General features: G+C 41.8%; 26 protein-coding genes, 1 tRNA gene and 1 pseudogene. 13 read left to right on the top strand and 15 right to left on the bottom strand.

Annotation, left to right across the window (positions count from 1 at the left end; genetic code table 11):
* The first annotated feature begins 15 nt into the window (after positions 1 to 15).
* Positions 16 to 321: a GIY-YIG nuclease family protein gene (locus AC1DO4_RS02675; RefSeq protein WP_477412706.1), complete on the top strand. Its 306-nt coding sequence runs from the start codon at positions 16 to 18 to the stop codon at positions 319 to 321.
* A 121-nt stretch (positions 322 to 442) separates the two neighbouring features.
* Here the strand turns inward: AC1DO4_RS02675 and AC1DO4_RS02670 are convergent.
* Positions 443 to 515: transfer RNA gene (locus AC1DO4_RS02670), tRNA-Gly, on the bottom strand.
* 74 nt (positions 516 to 589) lie between these two features.
* Between AC1DO4_RS02670 and AC1DO4_RS02665 the strand changes: the two genes are divergently transcribed.
* Positions 590 to 1,102, top strand: coding sequence for a gamma carbonic anhydrase family protein (locus AC1DO4_RS02665; RefSeq protein ID WP_477412704.1), 513 nt, complete (start codon positions 590 to 592; stop codon positions 1,100 to 1,102).
* A 1,237-nt stretch (positions 1,103 to 2,339) separates the two neighbouring features.
* Here AC1DO4_RS02665 and AC1DO4_RS02660 read toward each other — a convergent pair.
* The 5 genes and pseudogenes from AC1DO4_RS02660 to AC1DO4_RS02640 all read right to left on the bottom strand — a co-directional run.
* A pseudogene (locus AC1DO4_RS02660) lies at positions 2,340 to 2,735 on the bottom strand (Ig-like domain-containing domain); the annotation flags it as partial.
* Positions 2,736 to 2,850: 115 nt separating this feature from the next.
* On the bottom strand, positions 2,851 to 4,713 hold the full coding sequence (mnmG, locus tag AC1DO4_RS02655; protein ID WP_477412702.1) for a tRNA uridine-5-carboxymethylaminomethyl(34) synthesis enzyme MnmG: 1,863 nt from the start codon (positions 4,711 to 4,713) through the stop codon (positions 2,851 to 2,853).
* 239 nt (positions 4,714 to 4,952) lie between these two features.
* Positions 4,953 to 5,186, bottom strand: a complete 234-nt coding sequence (locus AC1DO4_RS02650; protein WP_477412700.1) for a CBU_0592 family membrane protein — start codon at positions 5,184 to 5,186, stop codon at positions 4,953 to 4,955.
* Positions 5,187 to 5,193: 7 nt separating this feature from the next.
* On the bottom strand, positions 5,194 to 7,062 hold the full coding sequence (locus tag AC1DO4_RS02645; RefSeq protein WP_477412698.1) for an ABC-F family ATP-binding cassette domain-containing protein: 1,869 nt from the start codon (positions 7,060 to 7,062) through the stop codon (positions 5,194 to 5,196).
* Positions 7,059 to 7,715 (bottom strand): NAD(P)H-binding protein, encoded by a 657-nt coding sequence (locus AC1DO4_RS02640; protein ID WP_477412696.1) that lies wholly within the window; start codon positions 7,713 to 7,715, stop codon positions 7,059 to 7,061. The genes AC1DO4_RS02645 and AC1DO4_RS02640 overlap by 4 nt, the downstream gene beginning before the upstream one ends.
* Before the next feature lie 276 nt (positions 7,716 to 7,991).
* On the opposite strand from AC1DO4_RS02640, the gene AC1DO4_RS02635 reads away from it, so the two are divergent.
* From AC1DO4_RS02635 to AC1DO4_RS02620, 4 genes are all read left to right on the top strand, one after another.
* On the top strand, positions 7,992 to 8,702 hold the full coding sequence (locus AC1DO4_RS02635; protein WP_477412694.1) for a pirin family protein: 711 nt from the start codon (positions 7,992 to 7,994) through the stop codon (positions 8,700 to 8,702).
* Between the two features lie 92 nt (positions 8,703 to 8,794).
* Positions 8,795 to 9,571, top strand: a complete 777-nt coding sequence (locus AC1DO4_RS02630; RefSeq protein ID WP_477412692.1) for an MlaE family ABC transporter permease — start codon at positions 8,795 to 8,797, stop codon at positions 9,569 to 9,571.
* Position 9,572: 1 nt separating this feature from the next.
* The gene (locus tag AC1DO4_RS02625; RefSeq protein ID WP_477412690.1) at positions 9,573 to 10,364 is read left to right on the top strand and encodes an ABC transporter ATP-binding protein; all 792 of its coding nucleotides are present in this window, start codon (positions 9,573 to 9,575) and stop codon (positions 10,362 to 10,364) included.
* Complete coding sequence (locus tag AC1DO4_RS02620; RefSeq protein WP_477412688.1) at positions 10,361 to 11,149, top strand: MlaD family protein; 789 nt, start codon at positions 10,361 to 10,363, stop codon at positions 11,147 to 11,149. The genes AC1DO4_RS02625 and AC1DO4_RS02620 overlap by 4 nt, the downstream gene beginning before the upstream one ends.
* Positions 11,150 to 11,224: 75 nt before the next feature.
* Here the strand turns inward: AC1DO4_RS02620 and AC1DO4_RS02615 are convergent, their stop codons facing one another.
* The 3 genes from AC1DO4_RS02615 to AC1DO4_RS02605 form a co-directional block, all read right to left on the bottom strand.
* The gene (locus AC1DO4_RS02615) at positions 11,225 to 11,638 is read right to left on the bottom strand and encodes a hypothetical protein (protein ID WP_477412686.1); all 414 of its coding nucleotides are present in this window, start codon (positions 11,636 to 11,638) and stop codon (positions 11,225 to 11,227) included.
* A gap of 261 nt (positions 11,639 to 11,899) precedes the next feature.
* Positions 11,900 to 12,205, bottom strand: a complete 306-nt coding sequence (locus tag AC1DO4_RS02610; protein WP_477412684.1) for a DUF2752 domain-containing protein — start codon at positions 12,203 to 12,205, stop codon at positions 11,900 to 11,902.
* Positions 12,198 to 12,605, bottom strand: coding sequence for a DUF4199 domain-containing protein (locus tag AC1DO4_RS02605; RefSeq protein WP_477412682.1), 408 nt, complete (start codon positions 12,603 to 12,605; stop codon positions 12,198 to 12,200). Before AC1DO4_RS02605 ends, AC1DO4_RS02610 begins: the two co-directional genes overlap by 8 nt.
* A 158-nt stretch (positions 12,606 to 12,763) precedes the next feature.
* Here AC1DO4_RS02605 and mfd point away from each other — a divergent pair, with 158 nt between their 5' ends.
* On the top strand, positions 12,764 to 16,117 hold the full coding sequence (gene mfd / locus AC1DO4_RS02600) for a transcription-repair coupling factor (RefSeq protein ID WP_477413249.1): 3,354 nt from the start codon (positions 12,764 to 12,766) through the stop codon (positions 16,115 to 16,117).
* Between the two features lie 11 nt (positions 16,118 to 16,128).
* Here mfd and AC1DO4_RS02595 read toward each other — a convergent pair whose 3' ends face one another.
* On the bottom strand, positions 16,129 to 16,647 hold the full coding sequence (locus tag AC1DO4_RS02595) for a hypothetical protein (RefSeq protein ID WP_477412680.1): 519 nt from the start codon (positions 16,645 to 16,647) through the stop codon (positions 16,129 to 16,131).
* 68 nt (positions 16,648 to 16,715) lie between these two features.
* Positions 16,716 to 17,252 (bottom strand): hypoxanthine phosphoribosyltransferase, encoded by a 537-nt coding sequence (hpt, locus tag AC1DO4_RS02590; protein WP_477412678.1) that lies wholly within the window; start codon positions 17,250 to 17,252, stop codon positions 16,716 to 16,718.
* Between the two features lie 135 nt (positions 17,253 to 17,387).
* Between hpt and AC1DO4_RS02585 the strand changes: the two genes are divergently transcribed.
* Together AC1DO4_RS02585 and def are read left to right on the top strand one after the other, a co-directional pair.
* Positions 17,388 to 18,617, top strand: coding sequence for a M16 family metallopeptidase (locus AC1DO4_RS02585; RefSeq protein WP_477413247.1), 1,230 nt, complete (start codon positions 17,388 to 17,390; stop codon positions 18,615 to 18,617).
* Between the two features lie 17 nt (positions 18,618 to 18,634).
* Positions 18,635 to 19,207, top strand: a complete 573-nt coding sequence (gene def / locus AC1DO4_RS02580) for a peptide deformylase (protein ID WP_477406869.1) — start codon at positions 18,635 to 18,637, stop codon at positions 19,205 to 19,207.
* A gap of 114 nt (positions 19,208 to 19,321) precedes the next feature.
* On the opposite strand, the gene AC1DO4_RS02575 is transcribed toward def, so the two are convergent.
* From AC1DO4_RS02575 to AC1DO4_RS02565, 3 genes are all read right to left on the bottom strand, one after another.
* On the bottom strand, positions 19,322 to 19,948 hold the full coding sequence (locus AC1DO4_RS02575) for a hypothetical protein (protein WP_477406867.1): 627 nt from the start codon (positions 19,946 to 19,948) through the stop codon (positions 19,322 to 19,324).
* Between the two features lie 117 nt (positions 19,949 to 20,065).
* Positions 20,066 to 20,344 (bottom strand): NifU family protein, encoded by a 279-nt coding sequence (locus AC1DO4_RS02570; RefSeq protein ID WP_477406865.1) that lies wholly within the window; start codon positions 20,342 to 20,344, stop codon positions 20,066 to 20,068.
* Between the two features lie 153 nt (positions 20,345 to 20,497).
* Positions 20,498 to 21,583 carry an Mrp/NBP35 family ATP-binding protein gene (locus AC1DO4_RS02565; RefSeq protein ID WP_477412676.1) on the bottom strand — a complete coding sequence of 362 codons (1,086 nt, stop codon included), beginning with the start codon at positions 21,581 to 21,583 and terminating at the stop codon, positions 20,498 to 20,500.
* A 118-nt stretch (positions 21,584 to 21,701) separates the two neighbouring features.
* Here AC1DO4_RS02565 and AC1DO4_RS02560 point away from each other — a divergent pair, with 118 nt between their 5' ends.
* Both AC1DO4_RS02560 and AC1DO4_RS02555 read left to right on the top strand, forming a co-directional pair.
* Entirely contained in the window at positions 21,702 to 23,936 is a 2,235-nt protein-coding gene (locus tag AC1DO4_RS02560) for a transglycosylase domain-containing protein (protein WP_477412674.1), read from the top strand.
* 61 nt (positions 23,937 to 23,997) lie between these two features.
* On the top strand, positions 23,998 to 24,630 hold the full coding sequence (locus tag AC1DO4_RS02555) for a nitroreductase family protein (RefSeq protein ID WP_477412672.1): 633 nt from the start codon (positions 23,998 to 24,000) through the stop codon (positions 24,628 to 24,630).
* Positions 24,631 to 24,708: 78 nt separating this feature from the next.
* Here the strand turns inward: AC1DO4_RS02555 and AC1DO4_RS02550 are convergent, their stop codons facing one another.
* Complete coding sequence (locus AC1DO4_RS02550) at positions 24,709 to 25,722, bottom strand: LacI family DNA-binding transcriptional regulator (RefSeq protein WP_477412670.1); 1,014 nt, start codon at positions 25,720 to 25,722, stop codon at positions 24,709 to 24,711.
* 163 nt (positions 25,723 to 25,885) lie between these two features.
* On the opposite strand from AC1DO4_RS02550, the gene AC1DO4_RS02545 reads away from it, so the two are divergent.
* Complete coding sequence (locus tag AC1DO4_RS02545) at positions 25,886 to 26,293, top strand: response regulator (RefSeq protein WP_477412668.1); 408 nt, start codon at positions 25,886 to 25,888, stop codon at positions 26,291 to 26,293.
* A 130-nt stretch (positions 26,294 to 26,423) separates the two neighbouring features.
* On the top strand, positions 26,424 to 26,654 hold the full coding sequence (locus AC1DO4_RS02540; protein ID WP_477405943.1) for a hypothetical protein: 231 nt from the start codon (positions 26,424 to 26,426) through the stop codon (positions 26,652 to 26,654).
* The last annotated feature ends 124 nt before the right edge of the window (positions 26,655 to 26,778 follow it).

Here is a 26,778-nt window from a genome sequence, read left to right as displayed (position 1 = left end):
CATGATAAATGAGTAATGATTATGGGCAGAGGAGGGCACATTTATATAGTTACTAATATGACGCATTCGGTGCTATACATCGGCGTAACTTCGGATATAATAAGTAGGATTTGGGAGCATAAAAATAGAAATTACCCTGATAGCTTTTCTGCGAAGTACAATTGCAATAAGCTGGTTTATTATGAATCGTATGCCCATATTGAAGAAGCTATAGCAGCTGAGAAATTGCTAAAAGGTGGGAGCAGGAATAAGAAAATTAAGTTGATTAATGCCTTGAATCCGGAATGGATTGATTTGTATGAGAGTTTGGTTAAAGCGTAATCGGTATAAGTTAAAGCGTAGTAGTAAAGTAATTCCTGATCAGGAACTCAGACAAGCATGGTTCCTCTGTAAGTAGGGGATTGCTTCGTCGTACCTCCTCGCAATGACGGTTTTAGATTAGAGCGGAAAACGGGATTCGAACCCGCGGCCTTCAGTTTGGGAAACTGATGCTCTACCAGCTGAGCTATTTCCGCTTAAATTTGCTTTCAAACATAAAGAAAAAGTATAGCAATCAATAATTCAATAACTCATTAATTCAATAATTAATATGCCACTGATATTACCTGTAAAAGATAAAAGCCCAATCTGGGGAGAAGATTGTTTTATAGCCGAGAACGCCTCTATTGTGGGCGATGTGGTGATGGGCAGCAACTGCTCTGTATGGTTCAACGCAGTTATCCGCGGTGATGTGCATTATATTAAAATAGGAGATAACACAAATATCCAGGATGGAGCAGTAATACACGCTACTTATTTAAAAGCACCTACCAATATAGGGAATAATATATCTATTGGCCATAACGCTTTAGTACACGGCTGTACACTGCATGATCATGTACTGATTGGTATGGGCGCTATTGTGATGGATAATGCTGTTGTGAATGAATTTGTGATCATTGGCGCAGGCTCAGTTGTTTTAGAAAACACCATTTGCGAAAGCGGGTTTCTATATGCAGGAACGCCTGCAAAAAAAATAAAACCATTAACAGACGAACAGATAGCGATGCTTAAGCAGCTTCCAAAAAACTACATCATGTACTCGGGTTGGTTTAAGGAGTAGCAGGTTCCTTGGGTACAGTAATAGGTTCCTCGGCCTCCCAGTTGGGTCTTAAGGTGATCTCCTTTTCATTAATCCAGATGTTTTCCGGTTGTTTTTTTAAATGTACATTTCCGCTGTCCCATTTGCCATTCCGGTTCTCATCATAAACAACGCGTATCATGTATTTTCCGGTAAAATAGTTTCTATAAACTATAGTTCTGCTTTTGGTGATAGGGTCGCTTTGCTGTATAACTTTTTGTTCGTTCAGCAGCTCAACCACGTAGGCTTTTGATGTATCCGGCACAGTAACTTTAACGGTAAGGGTGCTGTAGTTTTCGGGTTTATCGGGTTGAAATTTCTTTGCGGCATATTTGTTTTTAGTGCCATATATGTCTGTAAATGCCCCTTCGTTAAATATAAGTTCATATTTGGCGTTTTGCCGCCATCTATAGTTAAGGGTAATGTGTTTACTATTCCCCGTATCTTTTTGTAATGTATAGTCGGACGTTGCCAGTCCAATAGAATCTTCTTTAAGCGTGATCTGGGCGTTATTTATCGTTTCTATAGGCAGGTTACTCGTTATTACCAGGTCGTTGCCCGGTTTTAGCTTGTCGTTTGATATATTGTATTTGAAATTAAATATCCTGGTAAAAAGTTCTTTTTTGCTCTTTAAAAGGTAGGTGGTATCAACTGGTTTGTTATTATCATAAATAGCTACCCTTATCGAATCGAAGTTCATATATTTTACAAATACTGATGCTGTATCTTTCGTCTTGCTAAATTCTACGTATTTCTGATTGTTGATATCAGCCGGGTAAATAACTTTTAAGGACGGCTTTAACAAAGCTTTGTTAAAAACAAAAAGCATTTTTCCATCTACATCAAAACGTTTTTCGGCAAACCTGAATTTTTCGGGGAATTGTTTAAATAGGTTTAACTTGATATTTTGCGTATCTGATTTAAGGTTGATGGGTTTTTTAAGAAAAGCTACCAGTTCATTATCGTTATTAAAAATCTTATCCGGACTGGCCTCYTTCAAGGCATAGATGCGGTACTGATTTTCATGTAAATTATTGAGACTAAAATTACCAGAAGAATCAGTAGTTGTAAAAATGGAAGGTTTCTTTTTGCCAAACAGCGTATCCTGTTTTACCGGGAAAAGCATAACAGTGATATCTTTTTCTTTTTCCTGGGTAACGGTGTTGGTAACGGATCCGGAGATACTCAACGAGTCGATATGCGGACCTGTAGAAAAAACGTAGGTGAAATTTTTCATCACGTTACTTTCATTTACATCCTGGATAGATTTTCCGAAGTTGATAACGTAAGTAGTGTTTTTAAGAAGCGTGTCTTTAAAAGTTATCTTCAGCTTCTTTTTGTTGGATGAGTACTCAGGCGGTTTTTCCATGGTGGGGCTCATGGTAATTTCCTGGTACTGGTTGGTTAGTTTTATAAACTCGTCAAATTCAAGGTCAATTTGTTTGGCAGCAAAGTTTCGTGTTTTATTGGCCGGTATCGCCTTCGCTAAAACAGGCGGGGTTACGTCGCGGGGGCCTCCCTGGGGCTGTTGTTGCGCAGCGCAGCCAGAAATCAGCAAAACAACAAAAATATAGAGGAGAAAATTGTAAAAATTGGCCGGTTTTTGATTTAACATAGTTTTTAGGCGATATAAACGATTTTTATATTTTTATGAACTCCACTATTAAAAATCCGAAATAATTGATTTAAAAAGATATTTTATAATTATTTAATTATCAATGCTTTACGTTTTATCTTGATACATGAACCATCAAAACCGAAATATCTGATGGCGATACGCCCGAAATTCGCGAAGCCTGGCCCAAAGTGCGCGGTTTTATTTTCATCAGTTTTTCGCGGGCTTCTTTCGATAACGAAACTAAAGTATGATAATCAAAATTTGGATTGATTTCCCGGTCTTCCATTTTTTTCATCCGGCCTACAATCTCCATTTCTTTTATAAAGTAACTCTCATATTTAATTTTTATTTCAGCCTGCTCAATTGTTTCTTTGTCATAGGCCGATAATAATTCTTCCAGTCCGCTATCCGCTTTTTTCAGGTCATTAAAACCAACCTGCGGGCGGCTCAACAAATTAAAAAGTTTGGCGCCTTGCGATATGGCAGAGGTACCCAATTCATCAAGTAAGGTATTTACTGTTGATGGATCGATAGACTTCGTCCTGGTATAGGATACAATGTCGTCGGAGTTTTTGATCTTTTGGTTTACCTTATCTAAACGCTCATCGCTGATCAGTCCTAATTCATGGCCCATTGGCGACAGGCGGATATCTGCATTATCCTGGCGCAGCAATAAGCGATGCTCGGCTCTTGAGGTGAACATTCGGTAAGGCTCTTCGGTGCCTTTGGTCACCAGGTCGTCAATTAAAACACCGATGTATGATTCCGATCTTTTCAGGATCAGCTCATGTTTATCATTAATTTTTTGGTGCGCGTTGATACCTGCAATGAAGCCCTGGGATGCCGCTTCTTCATAACCGGTAGTACCATTAATCTGCCCGGCAAAGTATAGGTTACTGATCAGTTTTGTCTCTAACGTTAAACCCAATTGAGTAGGCGGGAAGTAATCATACTCGATGGCATAGCCCGGGCGAAACATTTTAGCTTTCTCAAATCCGGGAATCTGGATAAGGGCTTTGTATTGTACATCCTCGGGCAGGGAGGTGGAGAAACCATTTACGTAGATCTCTACAGTGTTTAAGCCTTCCGGTTCCACGAAGATTTGGTGACGATCTCGCTCTGCAAAACGGTTGATCTTATCTTCAATGGAAGGGCAATAACGCGGACCCAATCCTTTAATTCGGCCGGTAAACATTGGCGATTTTTCGAAACCTTCTTTCAACGTTTCGTGTACGTTTGTATTGGTGTAGGTGATCCAGCAACAGCGTTGTTCTTTGATCATGTCTACATCGGTAAAGGAGAATCTGCCCCGGTCTTCATCGCCCCATTGCTCTTCCATCAAGGAATAATTAAGGCTCCGTCCGTCAATACGGGGAGGTGTTCCGGTCTTCATACGGCCGGCCTCAAAACCCAGTTCCGATAGTTGTTCAGTTAGGCCGGTAGCCGATTTTTCACCTGCGCGGCCACCACCAAATTTCTTTTCGCCTATGTGGATGATGCCATTTAAAAAGGTGCCGTTTGTAAGCACCACCGCGTCGGCTTCTATCTCTACACCCAATGACGTGCGAACGCCGGCAATGGTATTTCCCTTAATTAAAAGGGACGAAACAGTATCCTGCCAGAAGTCGACATTGGTAGTTCTTTCCAGTGATAAACGCCATTCTTCGGCAAAGCGCATGCGGTCGCTTTGTGCTCTTGGGCTCCACATAGCAGGGCCTTTTGACTGGTTCAGCATCCTGAATTGGATGGATGTTTTATCCGTTACAATTCCCGAATATCCGCCCAATGCATCAATCTCCCGCACTATCTGTCCCTTGGCAACACCGCCCATGGCGGGGTTACAACTCATCTGTGCAATCACGCCCATGTTCATGGTAATGAGCAAAACAGATGATCCCAGGTTGGCGGCAGCAGCAGCAGCTTCACAGCCCGCATGCCCGGCACCAACCACAATAACGTTATATTTCTTAAACATTTTATACCTCCATGTTCCACGTGGAACAATCAAAATCCTTCTCTATTTCTGTTGATCTCGGCCAAAGTTTTGACCAATAACAGTACCTAATTTATTTCCATGTTCCACGTGGAACATTACAGAAGCGGGCTAAATTGCCGTGTTTTATAATTGTAGATAAACCCGTAATTATTCCCCTATAAAAGTCGATTTTTATAGATTAATCTACATTTTATAGTTACAAAGCTATCTATTTATACTCATGTTCCACGTGGAACCTTTAATAATGACACCAGCGCTACAGTACCCCAAACGCCCTCTAATACCACAAAAGGGTAAAAACTCACCATATATGATGCATAGCAGCAAGTGCCTGCACCAATAAAATTCAACAGTTTATAGGCCTTGCTTTCTGCTGATAGTTTATTCAATAAATTAAGCACAAATGCTACCAGTAAAATGATAACACCAACTGATGCTATGATATCCGACACCTTCAATTTATGCTTCTTTTAATTCGGTTAGTTCAATCCATCGGGCGCTTTTATCATCAAGCTTTTTGTTTAATTCAGCTATCTGCGCCATTATTTCGTTAAGCTTTGCAAGCTCAATGCCTACCTTGTTTAACTGCTCTGTTTTATCTTTTATCTGGTTTTCTATAGCTGTAATTTCGGCTTCCGTTGTTTCCAGTTCCTTTGCTTCTTTAAAGCTAAGCTTGCTTTTTTTAGCAGCGGGAGCAGGGGTAGGAGCGGCCGCAACCCCACCTTTTTTGGTTTGCTGTTTGGCCTCTTCCTGCTCAAGCCTGTAAGACGAGTAGTTGCCATTGTAGATGCGTACCTGGCCTTGTCCTTCCATAATAAATAGCTGGTCGGTTAGCTTATCCAGTAAATACCTGTCGTGCGATACCATCATCAATATACCCGAATAGTTGGTTAAAAACTCCTCTAAAACGTTTAGTGTGTCAATATCCAAATCATTGGTTGGCTCATCCAGTATAAGGAAGTTAGGGTTCTTCATCAGGATGCTCATCAGCTGTAACCGTTTCTTTTCGCCACCGCTCAGTTTGGATATAAAACCATATTGCTTAGCAGGCGGAAACAGGAATAAAGTTAGCAGGGCAGATGCCGAGATCATTTTGCCATCGGCCATGGTAATAAACTCAGCAACGTTTTTTACAATATCTATTACCCGCTCATCATCCTTAAAAACAATACCCGATTGATGGAAATAACCAATCACAGTAGTTTCCCCTTTTACAATAGTTCCTTTGTCGGGTTGCAAAGCCCCTGTTATTAAATTTAACAACGTTGATTTGCCGGTACCATTCTTTCCGGCTAAACCAATGCGATCTCCTTTTTTAAATACATAGCTGAAGTTATCTATATAGGTGTTGCCGTTAAAGCCTTTATAAAGATGTTCCATCTCCATGATCTTGTTTCCCTGGCGCGCTGTTTTAACGCTTAGTTCAACTTTTTCACGGATACCACCACTCTTAGTTTTATCTTCCAGGTCATAATAAGCGTCAATACGTGCTTTTGATTTGGTTCCGCGGGCTTGTGGCTGGCGGCGCATCCATTCCAGCTCCTTACGCAGCAGATTGCTGTTCTTTTGAAACGCGGCATCATCCGCGGCATCACGCTCGGCTTTCTTTTCCAGGTAATAACCATAACTACCATTGTAGGGTATTATCTTACCCCGGTCAATCTCCAATATCTCGTTACAAACGTTATCCAGGAAATACCTGTCGTGTGTAACCATCAATATGGTTTTGGAGCCATCGGTCAGTAATTTCTCCAGCCACTCAATGGTATCAATATCCAGGTGGTTGGTAGGTTCATCTAAAATATAAATATCGGGGTCTTCAATTAATAGCTTAGCCAATGCCAGGCGCTTCTTTTGTCCGCCCGATAATGTATTGATAGGCTGATTAAGGTGATGGATATCCAACCGGCCCAAAATGGTTTTGATCTTGTATTCGTATTCCCAGGCATCAACCTCGCTCATCTCCTCCATTATCTTTTCAATGGCTTTGGCATTATCAGGGTCGTTTTCCAGCAACTCCTCGTATTTACGAATCAGTTGTTGCTGCACATCATCAGCATGAAAAATATAATCGCTGATGGTAACAGCATCCTTAAAACCAGGATCCTGCTCCAGGTAGCCCATATTAAGATCCCTGGCCTGAACAACCTTGCCTTCGGTTGGTTTAATATAACCGGCCAACAGTTTTAATAAAGTTGATTTGCCGGCGCCGTTAACACCAACCAGCGCAACCCTGCGGCCGCGGTTAATGCCTATGGTTATATTTTTAAATAACCAGTTGTCATGAAATTGATGGCCAAGGTTCTCGGCAGATAGATAAGTACTCACGATAATTGTTTTATTATGTCAGATGGGTACACAAATACACCCACCTCGTTTTTTGTTGATTGTTTGTACATGGCCATAGCCACGGTTTCGGCAGGTATGCTCCTGTATTTTTTTAAGCTGCCAATTAATAAGGGATCAATAACTTTTGCAAGTCCGCCAGCAATTTTTTCCATCAAGCGTTTCTCCTGCCTTTCTCCGGTTAATAGCGAAGGCTGGTAGATATGGGTAGCCGGTACACCAACGTTTATAACGTCGGCTTCTGTTTCACCCTTCATCCTTATATAAAAGCTTGGCGCTTTTGCATCGGCACCAATAACAGATACCAAATGATATTGCTTAACGCCATTTTTTTGCGCTAATTGTGCCAGCTGTACAGGATAATCATGATCTATCTTCCGATAAATATTCAGATCCGGCGTTTTGGCCTTGGTGGAGCCTAAACAGCAGAATACGGCATGGCCGTTTAAAACATAAGCATAGCTATCCAATTGGTCAAAATCGACCACCTGCTGTCTTAATTTTTTATGCTGAAGATCAATTTTTTTCCTCACCAGGATTAAAACTTCATCATAAAAAGGTTCGCGCAGCAAAATGTGGAGCAATTTACTGCCAATAAGTCCGGTTGAACCTGCAATAATAGCTTTATTTGCCATTGATACTTAATTTTTTGCAAAAGTACACATAATTAAATCAATGCAATTTCGGCAGAGTAACGTTTCGCGCAAAGACGCTAAGGCGCAAAGATGGCGTAATGACCGTTGATTTAATTTGCGCTTTCACCATCCAACATGCTAATAAAGCTTTGGTTAAAAATTGCCGTGAGGCTTTATAGACAACTTAAGCCTTTGCGTCTTTAGCGGGAGATTAAACTACTTAAATCCATTGGCACGGCTATTGTGTGTTTAAACATATAAAATGGAGATATAAGAATGAAAACAATTTTTTATGCCGAAAGTAAACGCGGCAAAAATGATATAGGCTGGTTAAAAGCAAACTTTTCTTTCAGCTTTGGGCCGTATTACAATCCCGAACTAATGCACTTTGGTGTTTTAAGGGTTTTAAATGATGATACTATAGCCGGGGGTAAAGGTTTTGGCTTGCATCCGCACGATAACATGGAGATAGTAACCATTCCGCTGGAAGGGGGATTGGAGCACCAGGACAATATGGGCAATAAAGGCGTGATTAATGCCGGTGATGTGCAGGTAATGTCGGCCGGTACCGGAGTTTATCATTCAGAATACAATGCTTCGGCAACGGATGCCGCTAAAACGCTCCAGATCTGGCTTTTCCCAAAGGAAAGAAATGTACAGCCAAGATATGATCAAAAAAGCTTTAAAGACGCCTTTAAACTAAATGAATTAACTGTTATGGTATCACCGGATAAAGGAGAAAACACCCTTTGGCTGCACCAGGACGCTACCTTTAGCATGGGTACTTTTGAAGCCGGGAAGCCTCTTAATTATGTTATAAAAACGCCCGGCAACGGTGCATACGTGTTTCTGTTGGATGGCAAAGCTAAATTAAATGGTACCATTTTAAACAAAAGGGACGCTATGGGTGTTTATGATAGCAGTTCATTTACAATTGAAACCGAAGAACTTTCCCGTTACCTGATCATTGACGTACCAATGTCATAAACCTGCAAGCCGGCCCCTAAAGGTGAATTTTCCTGAACTGCAAAACATTTTGATAAATCGTTGTTGTATTTGTCAAATTATTAACCTAACACATGGCAGAACAAGTAATTACCGGGTGGCGAAAGTGGATGCTGGATATTGGTGAACAGTGCGTTTTCTTCGGCAGGTTTTTAAGAAACATATTTGTCGGCGGCTTTGAATGGTCGGAGTTTGTGAGGCAATGCTACGAAATTGGTTATCGCTCCATGATGCTGGTAGGTATCACCTCCTTCATCATGGGGTTTGTGCTAATCCTGCAGTTAAGGCCATCTCTTGTTGCGCTTGGGGCCGAAAGTATGTTACCCAAAACGCTCGCGGTATCCTTTATCCGCGAAATGGGGCCGGTAATTACGGCTATTATCTGCGCCGGCAAAATAGCCTCCAGTATAGGTGCGGAACTGGGCAGCATGAAAGTTTCTGAGCAAATAGACGCCATGGAGGTATCCGGCGCAAATCCTATACAATACCTTGTAGTTACACGCATCTTAGCTACAACGCTAATGGTTCCTCTGCTGTCTGTAATTGGGGATGTTATCGGCCTTTTGGGGGGCTTCCTGGCTCTTAATATTACCGATAGCATTAGCTTTTCTCTTTATTTTCACAAATGCATTAGTGCGCTTGATTTTACCGATTTTTTACCCGCACTTGTTAAAACAGTATTTTTTGGCTTCGCGATAGGTTTTGTAGGGTGTTATAAGGGCTACCACTCCAATAAGGGCACCGAGAGCGTAGGTATCGCCGCAAACTCAGCCGTGGTAACGGCATCACTCTGGATCTTTGTTATTGATGCTATAGCCGTTCAAATCACCAGTTTGTTATTTTACAGATAAGATGGCAAAGGGAAAAGAAAATATCGAAACAAATAAAAAATCATCAGCCATTAAAGATGAGGTGGTTATACATGCCAATGGTTTAAAGAAATCCTTCGGCGAAAAAGAGGTATTAAAAAATATAACGTTTGATTTGAAACGGGGTGAGAATGTGGTGGTGTTGGGCAGATCGGGCGAAGGAAAATCGGTAACCATACAATGTGTGGTTGGCATGCTAAAACCCGATGGTGGCGATCTGAATGTTTTTGGCGAGGATGTTGCCGGCATGAGCGACGATGAGCTAAAGCAATTGCGTGTAAAAATCGGCTTCCTGTTCCAGGGTGGGGCATTGTATGACAGTATGACCGTGCGTGAGAACCTCGAATTCCCGCTTACAAGGGTGCTTAAGCTTAAAAACCAGGCCGAGATCGATAAAAAGGTAGAAGAGGTATTAGAGAGCGTAGGATTGCTTGATTCGATCGACAAGTTGCCGTCTGATCTGTCGGGGGGAATGCGGAAAAGGGCTGGCCTGGCCCGTACGCTCATAGTACATCCCGAGATTATGCTGTATGATGAGCCGACTACCGGATTAGATCCCATTACATCGCGCGAGATCAGCGAGCTGATACTCCATATGCAAAAAAAATATAAAACATCATCTATTATTATTACGCATGACCTGGAATGTGCCCGCATTACAGCCGACCGGATTATGGTGATGGATAACGGAGAATATATAGCCGAAGGCACCTGGGCAGCGCTGCAAAAATCGGATAACGAACTTGTAAGATCTTTTTTTAACGAAACAACATGAGAACCACATCATCGCAAAAAATAAAAATTGGCCTGTTCACCTTCACCGGATTGGTGGTATTGGTACTGGCTGTATTTTTCATAGGCAACCAAAAAGGGTTGTTTAATTCCACATTTAACGTTTATGGAACATTTAAGAATGTGAATGGTCTGCAGGTTGGCAATAATGTGCGTTTTGCCGGTATCAACGTTGGTGTGGTACAATCTATCAACATCATAACCGATAGTTCGGTAAGGGTTGACCTGACGCTAAATGAAAAGGTAAAAAAATTCATAAAAACCGACTCTAAACTGAGCATTGGCAGTGATGGTTTAATGGGCGATAAGCTTGTTGTTTTAGCTCCCGGAGGCATAACCAGCAACCAGGAAATACAAGACGGGGGCAGGCTTACCTCTATAAACCCGGTAGATGTGGACAGGATAATCACCAAGCTTACCAGGGTAGCTGATAATGCGGAAACAATGACAGCAAGCCTGGCTGAAATTGTAGGCAAGATTAACAGTGGTAAAGGAAGTATCGGTAGGTTGTTGAACAGTGATAATTTGTCAAAAAGCCTGGAGAGCACTGTAAAACAGGCTCAAACTACCATGAAAAACGTACACGCTACCACCGGTACCCTAAATGAAGATCTGAAGGCTGCACAATCCAACTTCCTGCTGAAGGGTTTCTTCAACAAGAAGAAAAAAGCCGCAAAAGCCAAACAGGATTCTATTAGAAAAGTGCAGGAAAAGGCGCAAAAGGAGAAAGAAAAAGTAGCTAAGGAAAAAGCCGATGGCAATAATTAAGGGCTAAAAAAAGGATCAACAATATGAAATTATGAAATACGGTATTCGATTTGTGAAATGAGGTAATTAACGTTACTAATTCGAGGGCTTTACCAGCAAAGCCAGAACAGAGGCGTCGAAAATATTGGCAAAAGCATTAACGATGCCGTTGCCTTTAACCGTTTTTTTGAAATCTTCAGGATAAAAAATATGGTCGACACCGAGGGCTTTTAGCAGGGCATCCACTTTGGTGTGCTCCTTGCTTTTGTAGCAGCAGATTTTTATGTTGCTGTACGATGGGTTTGATTGCAGTCGCCGTAATATTTTTTCTATGTCGTGGGTAAGGTGGTCATAATCCAATATCACCACGTTGGGCTTTTGCTCATGGATGGATGGAAAAATATGGCTTGTTACCGAGATGTGCCGGAATTGTTTATTATCAGGAGAAAGCTCAACTGAAAATGTTTCAGGAGCAACCAATAGTACATTCTTGGACCGTACGCGGATCATAACCAATTAATTAGGGGACTTAAAAGTAACTGATATAGTTCGCTTTGTCAACAATTTATTGCGTTTTGTAATAATATTAACACCAAATGGTATATTTTTTTACAATTCTAACACCACAACCGTCGTGTCTTTCTTCCCGGGAAATTAATTTAATTTTGGATGTGGTATTTGCGGGTTCTTGCTCCCTGTTATTTTTGCTTAAAATCTGCTAAAACGTTCCATTTGTGATAAAACAGCTTGCCGCATTGTAATTTTTGATGGTTAAGCCATAGGGAATTTCGGTTTAGATACAAACCGATCCCTCCCCAATACAAAGATCCTGTAAAATATGATCAGCACAGCAGGTACGCCCAGCCAATGGGCATGAAGGGAGTTGAGTACCTGGCCGTGGAACAGATAAATAATAGAGTGACCCAGGCCACAGCCGGGGCACCAGGTTAAGCCCAATAGTTTTAAGGGGCACAATGTAAAATGCGATGTAGCCTGCGGCGACGTAAAAGCCAGGCACAACATCGCCGTTATCCAGAAAACAAGTTCAAAGTATTTTGAAAAAAGCCGTTTAATCAACCTTGTTGGATTTGTTCATAAATAGTAAAGATACCGCAAACGCCAATAATACACCAACTAACAGTGCGCCGAAGATACGGCCAGAAAAATCACGCAAAGTATTATCTGTTGATACATAGCTGAAATACAATATGCCGCCAAAAACAGTTATTATACCGCCGGCAATCAATATTTTAAAACTTTGTACCAATGCTTCTAAAAAGCCCATCTGGCCTTTACAATCGTTTTTGCGATAGCTCCAGATACCTATTAATAACCCGGTAGCAGGGATAAGGAACGAAAAATATTCAAATGGAGCAACGGTGTCTTTATCGGGAGTTACCCCCATGGCGTGGGATACAAACATCCAGATAATACTCAATAGGCCAATGAAAACGCCCCATACAATTGCATTCTTCATGATGATTTAATTTTAGTTGAAAATTTAGGTTGAACTCAGGGAAAATATTACTTGAATTTATAATTTAAAAGTAATTAAGCCTGCATATTGTTTGCATATTTTATACAAATTACATCGATTTATTTAAAAGGGCTTTTTTGCGTACATTTGCGGCAGTTTTGAATATCCGTGATATATTAGATAGATATAAAGCTGATGACAGGATTAAAGCATTGGCCACCGCGCTTAATGCTTCCAAAAATCCAAGGGTACAGCTTCGTGGTTTAGTCGGATCGAGTGATGCGGCCATGGCGGTAGCATTGTATTTTTTGCAGCACAAGCATATGGTGTTTGTACTGCCCGAGCGTGAAGAAGCCGGTTATTTTCAGGCAGACCTGGAGAACCTTACCGGCAAAGAAGTACTGCTTTTCCCATCATCATACCGCAAACCATTTGAATTTACCCAGCCCGATAGCAGCAATGTGCTTGCCCGTGCCGAGGTGTTGAACGAGCTTAACCATTCGTCTGAATTTGGCCAGTTGATAGTTACTTATCCCGAAGCGCTTGCCGAAAAGGTAATAGACCGCGCATCGCTTGAGAAAAACACCCTGGAGATTGCCGTAGGCAACAAGCTAAGCATCGACTTTATTAATGAGTTTTTAATTGAGTATGATTTTGACCGGGTTGATTTTGTTTACGAACCGGGCCAGTTTTCTGTAAGGGGCGGTATTGTGGATATTTTTTCTTTTTCGCATAATCTGCCTTATAGGGTAGAGTTCTTCGGCGATTTTATTGAGTCTATCCGCACATTTGAGATTGAGAGCCAGCTATCTGTTGAGCAGGTAAAAAGCATCACTATTGTGCCCAATGTACAATCAAAATTTTTAACAGAAAGTAATATCTCGCTGTTAGAATATGTGGATGCCGGTACGCAGGTATGGATAAAAGACGTACAGTTTACGTTGGATATTATCCAAACCGGCTTTAAAAAGGCAACAAATTTGTGGAAAGCATTATCGGCCGATGAAAAAACGCAGAATCCGGATTGGATAGACCCTAAATTTGGTTTTACCGACGAAAAACTGATTGCTGATCAACTGCATGATTTCCCGGTGGTTGAGTTTGGCAAGCAATTTTTTTACCAGCCAAGTGCTGCTATCAATTTTGATCTGCGCCCGCAGCCGTCCTTTAATAAGGATTTTACATTGCTTATCCACAACTTTAAAAATAACGAGGCAGAGAAGATAGAAAACTTTATTCTAACCGATTCTTCAAGACAGGTAGAAAGGCTATATGCTATTTTGGATGACCTTGATAAAACGGTAAAGTTTACGCCGATAAGTATCTCGATAAGGGAAGGCTTTGTTGATCATGAACAAAAACTGGCCTGTTATACCGATCACCAGATCTTCGATCGCTATTATAAATATAAGCTCAAAAAAGGTTACCAGCGCTCGCAGGCTATTACCCTGAAAGAACTGCGCGACCTTAAGCCAGGCGATTACGTAACTCATATTGACCACGGCATAGGCAAATATGCCGGCCTGGAAAAAGTGGAGGTTAATGGCAAGCAGCAGGAAATGATCCGCCTTATTTATGCTGATAACGACCTGCTATACGTAAACATCAACTCGCTTAACCGTATTTCAAAATACAGCGGCAAGGAGGGTACCATACCCAAAATGAACAAACTGGGTACCGATACCTGGGAGCGCCTCAAGAAAACCACAAAAAAAAAAGTTAAAGACATTGCCCGTGACCTGATAAAGCTTTACGCCCTGCGCAAAGCCCAGCATGGTAATTCCTTTTCGCCGGATAGTTACCTGCAAACAGAGTTAGAGGCATCGTTTCTTTACGAGGATACACCCGATCAGGAAAAAGCTACGGCTGATTTTAAAAAGGATATGGAATCGCCGCATCCTATGGATAGGCTCATCTGCGGCGATGTGGGTTTTGGTAAAACCGAAGTTGCTATTCGTGCCGCGTTTAAAGCCGTTGCCGATAGTAAGCAGGTAGCCATACTTGTGCCTACCACTATATTGGCGGCCCAGCATTACAAAACATTTACCGACAGGCTCAAAGGATTCCCGGCCAATATCGATTATATTAACCGGTTTAAAACCAGCAGGCAGATTAAGGATACCTTAGAGAAACTGAAGGACGGCAAGGTAGATATTATTATAGGCACACATCGCCTGGTGAGTAAGGATGTGAAGTTTAAAGACCTGGGATTAATGATTATTGACGAGGAGCAAAAGTTTGGTGTTTCAACAAAAGAAAAGCTGAAACAAATGCGCGCCAATGTAGATACATTAACGCTTACCGCTACACCCATACCGCGTACCCTGCATTTCTCACTAATGGGAGCCCGCGATCTGTCTATCATATCAACCCCACCGCCAAACAGGCAGCCTGTAGTTACCGAACTGCATGTATTTAACGATAAGCTGATAAAAGAAGCTGTTGAATTTGAGATAGAGCGCGATGGGCAAATCTTTTTTATCCATAACCGGGTTGCCGATCTGCCTCAATTAGGAGGGATGATCCGTAAACTGGTGCCTAAAGCCCGCATCGGGATAGCTCACGGACAATTAGAAGGCGATGCGCTGGAAGATGTGATGCTTAAATTTGTAAACCATGAATACGATGTACTGGTGGCTACAACCATCATCGAAGCTGGTTTGGATATCCCGAATGCCAATACCATTATTATCAACTATGCCCATATGTTTGGCCTCAGTGATTTGCACCAGATGCGCGGCCGTGTAGGCAGGAGCAACAAAAAAGCATATTGCTACCTGCTGAGCCCGCCATTATCAACGCTCACCAGCGAGGCCCGCAAGCGCCTGAGCGCCATTGAAGAGTTTAGCGACTTAGGCAGCGGCTTTAACGTAGCCATGCGCGACCTGGACATTCGCGGCAGCGGAAACCTTTTGGGCGCCGAGCAAAGTGGCTTTATTGCAGAGATCGGATTCGAGATGTATCATAAGATCCTGGACGAAGCCATTCAGGAACTAAAGGAGGATGAGTTTAAAGGCGTGTTCCCGGATGATAAGCCAAGACCATACATTTCTTTTACCCAGATTGATACCGACCAGGAGATATTGATCCCGGATGAGTATGTAACCAATATTGCCGAACGCTATAACCTGTACACTGAACTTTCCAAGCTGGAAAGGGAGATAGAGTTATCTGCCTTTCAACAGCAATTGCATGACCGTTTTGGACCGATACCGCCACAGGTACATGACCTGCTGAACACCATGCGCCTGCAATGGATGGGCAAAGCCATAGGCTTTGAAAAAATCTCGTTAAAGAAAAATGTACTGCGGGGCTATTTCATTACCGACCAGCAATCAACCTATTTTGAAACAGAGGCGTTTCATAACGTGCTGGCCTTTGTGCAGGGCAATCCCCGCCGCACCAATTTAAAGGAAGTTAAAAATACCCTGCGACTGAGCGTGGAGGGGGTTCATAGTATTGACCAGGCATTGCTGTTTTTGAACGAGATGGCGGGGTTGGTGAACGCTTAATAAAAAGCGGGTTAAAAAGCGACAACGGGCCAATATACTTTTTTAAATTCCCGACAGGTATTGATCATTGCATTTTTATCAACAGGTAACATCTCGCCATAAACTGAATTTTGTAAGACTTGGCTATGCATATCTAAAACTATCCCCGATTGAAACACAGTTTTTTCGTTTTTTAAGAGGTAAAACGTGCTTTCAACGGTTGCAACATCGCCTTGTGTTATTCTAAATCGCCATTCACGCTTCATTTTTTGTAAAAGGTTTCGATCGGTTGTTTTCAGGCAGGTACGATGAGGAATCTGGGTGTTAAGATCCACAATGTCTGATGATGATATAACAATATATGCTATCCATTCATCTTTCGTAAAATCGAATTTTGAAAAGACGTTTACAGTATCGCCGGCCTTAGACTTAAAATAGGGAAGTATATCGCCATCTTGAGAAAACGGAATAACAATATTATATCCTTTTACCGAAACAAAAATTGCCGCCAGAAGAGTAATTCCGACGACAATTTTTAGCGTAGTTTTCATGAATATGCTCTGTGGTTTATCCTAAGACATGTAAATTCAAAATCAAATCTCTCAACGCCGAAATTAAACTACACCTTCTTATAAATCGCATCTAAATTCCGCCCCATTTCCTTATAATCTAACCCGTAACCAACCACAAATTCGTTCTCAATTTCAAAGCCTACATATTTAAGTTCATCTATATTTTTAAGCAGGGCTGCTGGTTTAAGTAACAGCGAGCACACTTTTATGGATGCAGGTTCGCGTTGTTTTAATTTGTCTATCAGGTAATGCACAGTGTTGCCAGTGTCTACAATATCCTCAATAATAAGCACATCGCGGCCTTTTATATCTAAAATTAAGTCTATATCGTCGCGAATTTTAAGCTTGCTGGTGGTGCCGCCATAATAGGAGGCCAGCTTGGTGAAGGAGATCTCGCAGGGAATGGTTATTTGTTTTATCAGGTCGGCGATGAATAAAAAGCTGCCGTTAAGCACGCCTACAAAAACCGGAACGCTTTGTTTAAAATCTTCGTTTATCTGTAATCCAATAGTTTTTACGCGGTCTTCAATAATTTCGGCGTTAATAAGGGGCTCAAACTCAAGGTCGGCAATTTTAATTTTCATTGATGTGTTTTAAGGGGTATCTGGTTTTAAACGTTATAAGCTTGTCACTTTAGTGTACTAAAGTACTAAAATCACGTACAAATCGTGCGTAAAATAATTGTAACATATATAACACTATCTTTGCATTTCCATATGATCGACTACCAGGCCCATACCTTACCCAATGGCATCCGCATTTTGTTTAAGCCATCGCCCTTTGCCGTAACGCATTGCTGCTTTATTGTAAACGCAGGCTCGCGCGATGAAGGCAACCAGCAGGAGGGCCTTGCTCATTTTATTGAGCACTTATTATTTAAGGAAACCGAAAGGCGCAACACCAATCAAATATTAAACCGGCTGGAATTGGTAGGCGCCGATTTAAACGCATATACTACCAAAGAATATACCTGTATCCACGCTTCCCTGCTAAACCAGCACCTGGAACGTGCTATAGATCTGTTTGAGGATATCCTGTTCCACTCCACCTTCCCGGAGGATGAGCAGGAAAAGGAGCGCGGTGTAATCCTTGATGAGATTGCCTCATACCTTGATCAGCCGGAAGAAGCTATCCAGGATGATTTTGAGGAACTGTTGTTTAAAGACGAGCCCATCGGCAAAAACATTTTGGGCACGCCCGAAACCGTTGGCCGGATGAACAGCGGCGATGTGCGCGCTTTCATTAAAGCCAACTACAGCACATCCGAAATGATATTTGCTGTGCATGGTAATTATGACTTTAAAAAGGTTGTTAAATTAGCCGAAAAATATCTTGGCAGCATTGAATCCCATCAACCCTCCAAAAACAGGATAAAACCGCAACCTAATAAAAGCGGGATATTTGTAGTTAAAAAGCCGATCTCCCAAACCCATTGCATTATTGGCAACCAGGCTTACGCCTCATCGCACCAGTACAAAAATGGGTTGCTGTTATTAAACAACCTGCTTGGCGGAATGGGAATGAGTAGCCGGCTTAACCTGGAGATCCGTGAGAAGTATGGCATTGCCTATACCATCGAATCGAACTATACGCCTTTTACTGATACCGGCATTTTCTCTGTTTATTTTGGAACAGACACCGAAAAGGCTGATAAAGCCGCAAAGCTTGTTCATAAAGAATTAAAAAAACTGCGCGAGCAAAAGCTGGGCACCTTGCTATTACACCAGGCCAAACAAAAATTTATTGGCCAGATTGCATTGGCAGAGGAAAATCGGCTTAGCCTTATCATATCCATGGCCAAAAGCCTGCTCGACTTTAACCATATTGAAACCTTAGAGGAGATTTTTGCCAAAATAAATGCGGTAACAGCCGCGCAACTGCTGGAAATAAGCAATGAAATATTTGACAACGACGGCTTAATTACATTGAAATTTGAGCCTAAACAATAAACCTGTATTTTTGCAAAATGAAGTACCCTATCATCGCCTACGGAGATCCTGTTTTAAGAAAAAAAGCCACTGCTATTGAGTCGGACGAATATCCACATATAAAAGAGCTTGTGAACAACATGTTTGAGACTATGTACGGCGCCCGTGGGGTTGGCCTGGCAGCGCCGCAAGTGGGTATGTCTATGCGTTTATTTGTGGTGGATGCAACTGTTTTTGATGATGAAGAGCCGGAGCTGAAAGATTTTAAAAAGGTATTCATTAATGCCGTTATTTTAGAGGAAAGCGGCGAGGAATGGGGTTTTAATGAGGGCTGCCTTAGTATCCCGGATATCCGCGAGGATGTTTATCGCAAATCGGTAATCAGGATTTCGTATTACGATGAAGACTGGAAACATTATGAGGAAACCTTTAAAGGCATGGCTGCCCGCATCATTCAGCATGAATACGATCATATTGAAGGAAAATTATTTACAGATAAGCTGAGCCCGCTGCGCAAAAGGCTTATTGAGAAAAGGCTGAACGACATTTCAAAAGGAATAGTTAATGTTGATTATAAAATGAAGTTCCCGGCTGCAAAAAAGGGGAGATAGTCAGTAGGGAGCGGGTAATAGTGAGTGGAAAAACCACGATCTTCCTTCGCCTTCAAGTTTACTATAAACATAGTAAGATTAGCAAACGCACTATTCAAAACTGTCCACTCACCACTATTTGCTATCCGCGTCCGAGATCTGTTTGATCAGGCTTCCCCAGGCAAGTGGGTTTAGTAAGGGGTTGGGCGTTAATGAATGCGAGTTGAGGATGCTGGTGTGCATGCTTTGTGCATTTGCCGATTGAATTTCCTGCGCATCCCGAGGAAGGGTATTAAACAATGCGCTAAGAGATGCTTTACTAATATTTTTGCGGGCTATCTCCAGGTCATCATCCGCCAGTTTTATTGCTAAAAAATCTTTCTTGAATTCATCTGTAGTGGCCCACGGAAATACATGAAATGCCGGCAGGTTAATAATTTGTGGCTTTATGCTAACCTGCAGCGTATAACTTTTACCGGGCAGGTTGGCCGGAATTACAACCGTGACTTGTCCGTAACCTACACAAGTAAAGCGCAAGGTATCCTGTTCATGTGCTACAAAAGAAAAATAGCCTTTGTAATTGCTTAAGTTAACCTGGTTGTGGAACGACGTGTTGGTGATGGTAACATAAGGAACAATCACCTTTGCACTATCGGCATTATGAACTATACCAGTAAATTGCACAACCGGTCGTTCCTCGTGACTTTGCGCAAACGTGGCAGCCGATGCAAATAATAAAAATATAAAAACCAAATATTTCATATACCTGTCGCTTTTCCGCTGTTTATTTACCTTCAATACAAGGGAAAAGGTTTCAAAATGTTGCTCAAAAATACGTTAATACAGTAAATATAACCTGTATTTAACAATTCTTAACACCTATCTTAAATTTTCTGGCAGTACCGCGTTTGGATCGTCAATATCCGTAAGGTTTATTGCTTCAATTGAGGTAACCTCGGGCACAGCCTTTTTAATGGCTTCCTCAATACCGGCTTTAAGGGTCATGATGCTCATTGGGCATGACCCGCATGAGCCAAGCAATTTTAATTTAACAACCCCTTCAGAGGTGATTTCTTCAACAGAAACATTCCCGCCATCAGCCTCTAAATACGGACGAATTGTATCTAAAGCTGCTTCAACCTGACTTAATAAACTCATTTTTACTAATTTATAACTACAGTAAAGTTATTAATAATTTACAATATTCTATGTTCCAATATTTTGCCCGGATGTTGCTATAACATCAACGAAAATATTCTCTTTTTATGTTAGTACGATGTTTGGTTGCCCCCTGGCTCCCGGCCCTAAATTTTATGCCTCAACTTTTTTTTCCAGGCTCTTATCAAAATTTGAAATGGCTACCTGCTGGGCCACACGTTGTGCCATATTTATAAAAGCAGCGGTCATCGCGCCGTTTTCTTCCAATATAGCAGGAGTGCCGGAATCGCCGGAATCACTGATGCTTTTAATCAGCGGGATCTCTCCTAAAAACGGAACATCCAGTTGCTGAGCAAGCTTTTGCCCGCCCCCCTTGCCAAAAATGTAATACTTGTTATCCGGAAGTTCGGCCGGAGTAAAGTACGACATGTTTTCAACCACACCCAGTATCGGCACATTAATGGCCGGCATCATAAACATGCCTATTCCCTTTTTAGCATCCGCCAGCGCTACGTTTTGCGGCGTTGTTACAATAACAGCACCGGTAACCGGGAAGGTTTGCGTAACAGTGATGTGGATGTCGCCAGTTCCGGGCGGAAGATCGATCACCAGGTAATCCAGTTCGCCCCAATCGGCATCATTAAATAATTGTTTTACAGCCGTTGATACCATTGGCCCACGCCAGGGCACGGGCTGGTTAGGGTCGGTAAAGAAACCGATTGATAATAGTTTAATACCATATTTCTCAATGGGCTCAATCCGGGTTTTGCCATCCACAACGCTGGCCTGCGGGCGAACGCCCTCAAGCCCGAACATGATGGGGATCGACGGGCCATAGATATCCGCATCTATCAACCCTACTTTAGCGCCCGAATATGCAAGGCCAAGGGCAAGGTTTACCGCTACTGTTGATTTACCCACGCCGCCTTTGCCCGATGCTACTGCAATAATATTTTTAACTCCCGGTACGCCGGTGTTTTTTTGCGTAGTAACGTGCGATGTCATGTTGATGCTTACCACTGCATCTTTACTTATAAAATAGCTGATGGCATTACGGCAGGCATTTTCTATTAACGCTTTTAGCGGACACGCCGGTGTGGTTAATATAACCGAAAAGCTAATGTTGTTGCCCTCAATATGTATATCCTGTATCATGTTGAGGGTAACCAGGTCTTTTTTCAGGTCTGGTTCTTCAACATTACCCAGTGCTTGTAAAACTTGTTCTTTAGTGATTATCATATTATTACGGGCAAATTTATAAAAACAGGTGGTTGATTTATGTTTGTTAAGGAAACAATTTACAGAAACAACCGTTTGGAGGGGATAAGAATTAGTTTAGTTTTGGAAAAATTTACTCATGAAGCGCCTCAACCCTAAATACATACGCATAACCGCATTTATCCTTATTCCCTTATTTATTATATTGCTTACTGGCTGTTATATCGCCTGGTCAAAACGCGAAGCCCTGCTTCAGGCGGCTATTGGCAAAGCTACAGCAAAAGCAAAGCGCGATTATAATTTAGATGTAAAAATAGGCTCGGCCCATTTTACGGGTACCAGCACGGTGTCTTTTTCAGATGTTAGCATAGTGCCCGAGCAGCGCGACAGCCTGCTTAATATTAAAAACTTTGTGGTAAGTGTTAAACTATTGCCGCTAATTGTGGGCGATATTAAATTATCTGATGTTTTATTACAGGATGGTTTTATCAACCTAACCAATATAAAAGGGGTGAAAAACTTCGATTTCCTGTTTAAAAAGAAAAGAGATACCACATCAACACATAAAGTAGACCTGAGCCAGCTTGCCAACAACCTGGTTAACGAGTTGTTGTACAAGATCCCGGATAACTTAACGCTTAATAATTTTTCCATAAGTTTTAAGGATGATAGCAACAAGGTAAAACTGCTTGCAAAAACCGCGACCATCAAAGACGGGGATCTTACATCAACAATTGATGTTGATAATGGCGCGGCAACCTGGCATATGGATGGCAAAATGCACCCCTCAGATAAAAATATAGATGTAAAACTTTATGCAGACGGTGCAAAAGTAGAACTGCCCATCATCCAGAAAAAGCTGGGGCTTAAGATAAATTTTGATACCATAAGCACCAAATTAACCAAAGTTGAGCACAGCGGCGGCGAAACAAAAATATACGGTTCGTGGGCGGTTCATAATTTGTTGCTAAACCACCCGGCACTCTCATCGGGCGACATCGTGTTCCCGGATGCAGCCATTGATGCCAACGTTTTTGTGGGCAGTAATTATGTATCTGTTGATAGCTCGTCTATGATACATATTAAAAAGCTAACAGCCAGGCCATATCTTAAATATACCCTTAAGCCGGTTAAAATTTACGAGCTCAAAATGAATACGGGCTGGCTAAACGCTACTGATATTTTTGATGCTTTCCCCCATGGGATGTTTGATGCTTTGGATGGGATACAGGTTATAGGCAAATTAAACTATGCCATGAACTTTTATATGGATTCATCAAAACCAGATGATTTGCAGTTTGATTCGCGGCTGGATAAAAATGGTTTCCGGATTGTGAAATATGGCAAAACAGATCTATCAAAGCTGAACAGTACGTTTGTACACACCCCTTACGAAAAAGGCAAACCGATGGCACCACACCTCATTGGGCCGGAAAACCCGGAGTTTACTCCTCTTAATGAAATTGCTCCCAATCTTCGCAATGCGGTGATGACGGCCGAAGATCCGTCCTTTTATACCAACCATGGCTTTGTTGAGGAGGCATTCCGTAAATCGCTGGTTACCGACTTTAAGACTAAAAAATTTAAACGTGGCGGTAGCGGAATTTCGATGCAGCTGGTTAAAAACGCTTTTTTAAGCCGCGAAAAAACGCTTGCGCGAAAAATTGAAGAGATCCTGATTGTGTGGATGATAGAAAATAACCGCATCATGACTAAAAACCGGATGCTGGAGGTTTATCTGAACATTATTGAATGGGGCCGTAATATATACGGTATATCTGAGGCCTCGCATTTTTACTTTGGCAAGTCGCCATCAGAACTTAACCTCGGCGAAAGTATTTACCTGGCCAGTATTGTTCCGTACCCTAAAGGCGGATTATATGCCTTTCAGCCCGACGGAACGCTGCGCCCCGGGCTGCATGGCTACTTTAACCTGATAGGCAGATTAATGGCCGGTAAAGGACTTACGCAGCGGGATACCAGCGCCTATGGCTTTTACGGAGTACGCCTGAGGGAGGGTTTAAGGCAAACCATTGTACCTATTGATACAGCAAAAGCTGATAGCCTGATGAAACAGGGGGGGGATGACAATGAAATACTGCCTGTAATAGAAGAGCCGACTAAAAAGCCGAATTTTTTCCAACGCTTATTTGGTAAAAAAGATACAACCAGTCAAAAGCAGGAAGAAAAAGAAAAGACCGCTAAAGAAAAACTAAATGAGCAAATTGAAGCGCTTAAACAGGATTATAAGAACCGCATAGACCACATTGATACCGCAGGTAAAACCCGTAAGGATATCCGTGTTGAAAAACGCAGGCTTAAACAAGAAGCCAAAGACAAGGAACAGGAGCTAAAAGATAAAGCCAAACTTTAGTTTACGATGGCATGACCAAATTGAATGTTCAAACATCTATTTTTGTTTGAGCAATTGAAGAATGATGTCATTAGTAGAAAAATTACAAAAAAGGGCCGCAATTAAAAAATTCGACCCATCAAAAAAAATAAGCACCGAACAGTTAGATCAGTTACAAAGTGCAATACAACTGGCCCCATCATCATTAGGCCTGCAATCATTTAAAGTTATTGTTGTTCAGGATGCAGCAACGAGGGAAAAGCTGCGTGCAGCCGGTTATAACCAGGCCCAGATCACCGATGCTTCCGCATTATTTGTTTTTGCGTCGTTAACAACATTAGACGAAGCCTTTGGCAAAAAATTCATAGATCTTGTTGCCGATACCCGTAGCGTTGAACGCACAAGCCTTGAAGGTTTTGAACAAATGGTTTTAAGCACATTAAGCAGTCGTACCGATGAGCAGAAACTGGCTTGGTCGCACAGGCAAACATATATCGCTTTGGGTGTATTGGTTTCAGAAGCAGCCGAATTGGGCATCGATGCAGCGCCCATGGAAGGTTTTGATGCAGCGCAATTTGATGAGATCTTAGGCCTTAAAGAAAAAGGATTAACAACCTCCGTTATCGCCGCAGTTGGTTTCCGTGCCGACGATGATGTTTACAGCAAAATGATCAAAGTACGCCGGCCGAAAAGTGAGTTGTTTATTCACGTTTAATTGGTGAATAGTTGATTAGGTGAGTGGTTGATTGGGTTCATTTTCTGATACTTTACCACTCACTTAATTAACTACTCTCTATTCCCCGCCCGAACTTTTTCTGATAAACAGCTTCGATTTTAAAACCACGTGCCGTTTATGGTTTGACGCATTTTTTTGCTCCAGGGCCTCAAACAGCAGGGTAGCGGCTTTAATACCCATTTCATAGGCGGGTTGTGTAATGGTTGATAGTGCCGGGCTTAACAACGGTGCTATACCAAGGCTCGAGAAGCTGATCATCTTGAGATCCCCGGGAATAGAAATCCCCAGGTCGTTGCACACATAGTAAGTAGCAAAGGCCAAACGTTCAACCGAGCTGAAAATACCATCTGGCTTAATTTCCTGGAGTACGCGGGTCAATACCTTATAGTTTACCTTTTCGTCGTTGCTGCAGTCTATTACAAGCTCGTCATCAAAAGCGATATCGTGCTTTTTTAAAGCATCCATATAACCCTGCATCCGCACCTGCCCTATTGATATGTTTTTATTTATCACCAGGTATGCCACTTTGCAGCAACCGGTTTCCAGCAGGTGCTCGGTAGCAGCAAAGCTGCTGTCATAATCGTTGGTAGTTACTTTAGCAGCGTCAATATCTTCATAAACCCTGTCAAAAAATACAACAGGAACATTTTTTGATTCCAGCTGGCGCAGGTAATTGTGGTCATTAGCCTCGCCCGATACCGACATGATGATGCCATCAACCTTGCCGTTGTTTAAATAATTTACAAACGATACTTCCTTTTCGAAAATATCATCCGTACGGTAAAGCAAAATGTAAAAACCTTTTTTACGGGCAACCTCCTCAATACCGTTTATAGCTTGCGAGAAAAAGTCGTTGGCAATTTCAGGAATTATTACCGCCAGTGTGCGGGTTTTTTTGTCCCTTAAATTACTGGCGTAGTGGTTGGGTAAAAAGTTATGCTCTTTGGCAAAGGCCAGGATCCGCTCCTTGGTGTTTTTATTAATATCCGGGCTGCCATTAAATGCCCTCGAAATAGTTGAAGTAGATATATTGAGCTCCTTAGCCAGTTTCTTTATATTAACAATATCCATTATGCTCAGCTAAATCTGGTTTATTCAGTCAAATGTAATAAAACTGATCTGTTTAAGTCCCAAAATTCAACTGTATTTGTTGTTAATTGTATTAAATACTATCCTAAACCCTACAACTTTACACAGGCTGGCAAAATGGTTTAACTGTAAGTTAATCAATGGCATGCCCTTTGTACAACATTACCAGGCAAGGTTGGAAAAGATCATGGCAAAGAAAATATTGATAGTAGATGACGACGAGTTGATGATTGATGTAATGACCTACATTTTAAGCAGCAATGGTTACGATGTGGTATCATATAACGACTGGCATAACATCCTGAACAATATCAGGACTACCCATCCAGACCTGGTGATACTTGATGGTTTGTTTTCGGGTATGAATGGCCGCGATATATGCAAGCTGATAAAGTTGAACAGGGATACGCAAACCCTGCCTGTAATCATCTGCTCCAGCAGTGATGATATTGACGACTCACTATCCCCAAAAGGCGCTCCTGACGATGTGCTGCACAAACCATTTGGTATAAATAACCTGTTAGATAAGGTTAAATATCAGCTTGCTGCCTGATAAGACACAAATTCATTTTTAGTTTAACGTGCTTAAAATTAACAACTTACAACTATATGGTGAGGTTTGTCACATCTTTTTGTATTTTTAGGGTATTGGATTTGTATATTTACCCGGAGAGAAGACAAAGATGGGACTGCCACTAAGAATAACATATAATGATACCGACCACGTGTATCAGATCAATACATCGCCGATAAACAAGACGACCAGCGAGCTTGAAATTTTATTGAATGGCGAAAAAATCACCCTTCAAAAAGATGAGCGTAGTGTATGGGTACAGCAAGGCGACGGCCCGTTAATTGACCCCGAACTGGCACAGGCTTTAGGAAGATCGGTTTCTTTAAGGTTCAGAATGTAGGCAGGATTAAGCAGCAAATATGCGCTGCAAACTCATTTCAGATATTAGATCCCAACTAATATAATAATACCTGGCGCCGAACCTAAAATTAGGGCCCTTCAATTACAATTTATCTCCTGTTTAT

The sequence above is a fragment of the Mucilaginibacter sp. P5_A6 genome, assembly GCF_056400585.1.
Note: the sequence above shows the minus strand (reverse complement) of the source record. Positions and strands in the feature narration are given on the sequence as shown.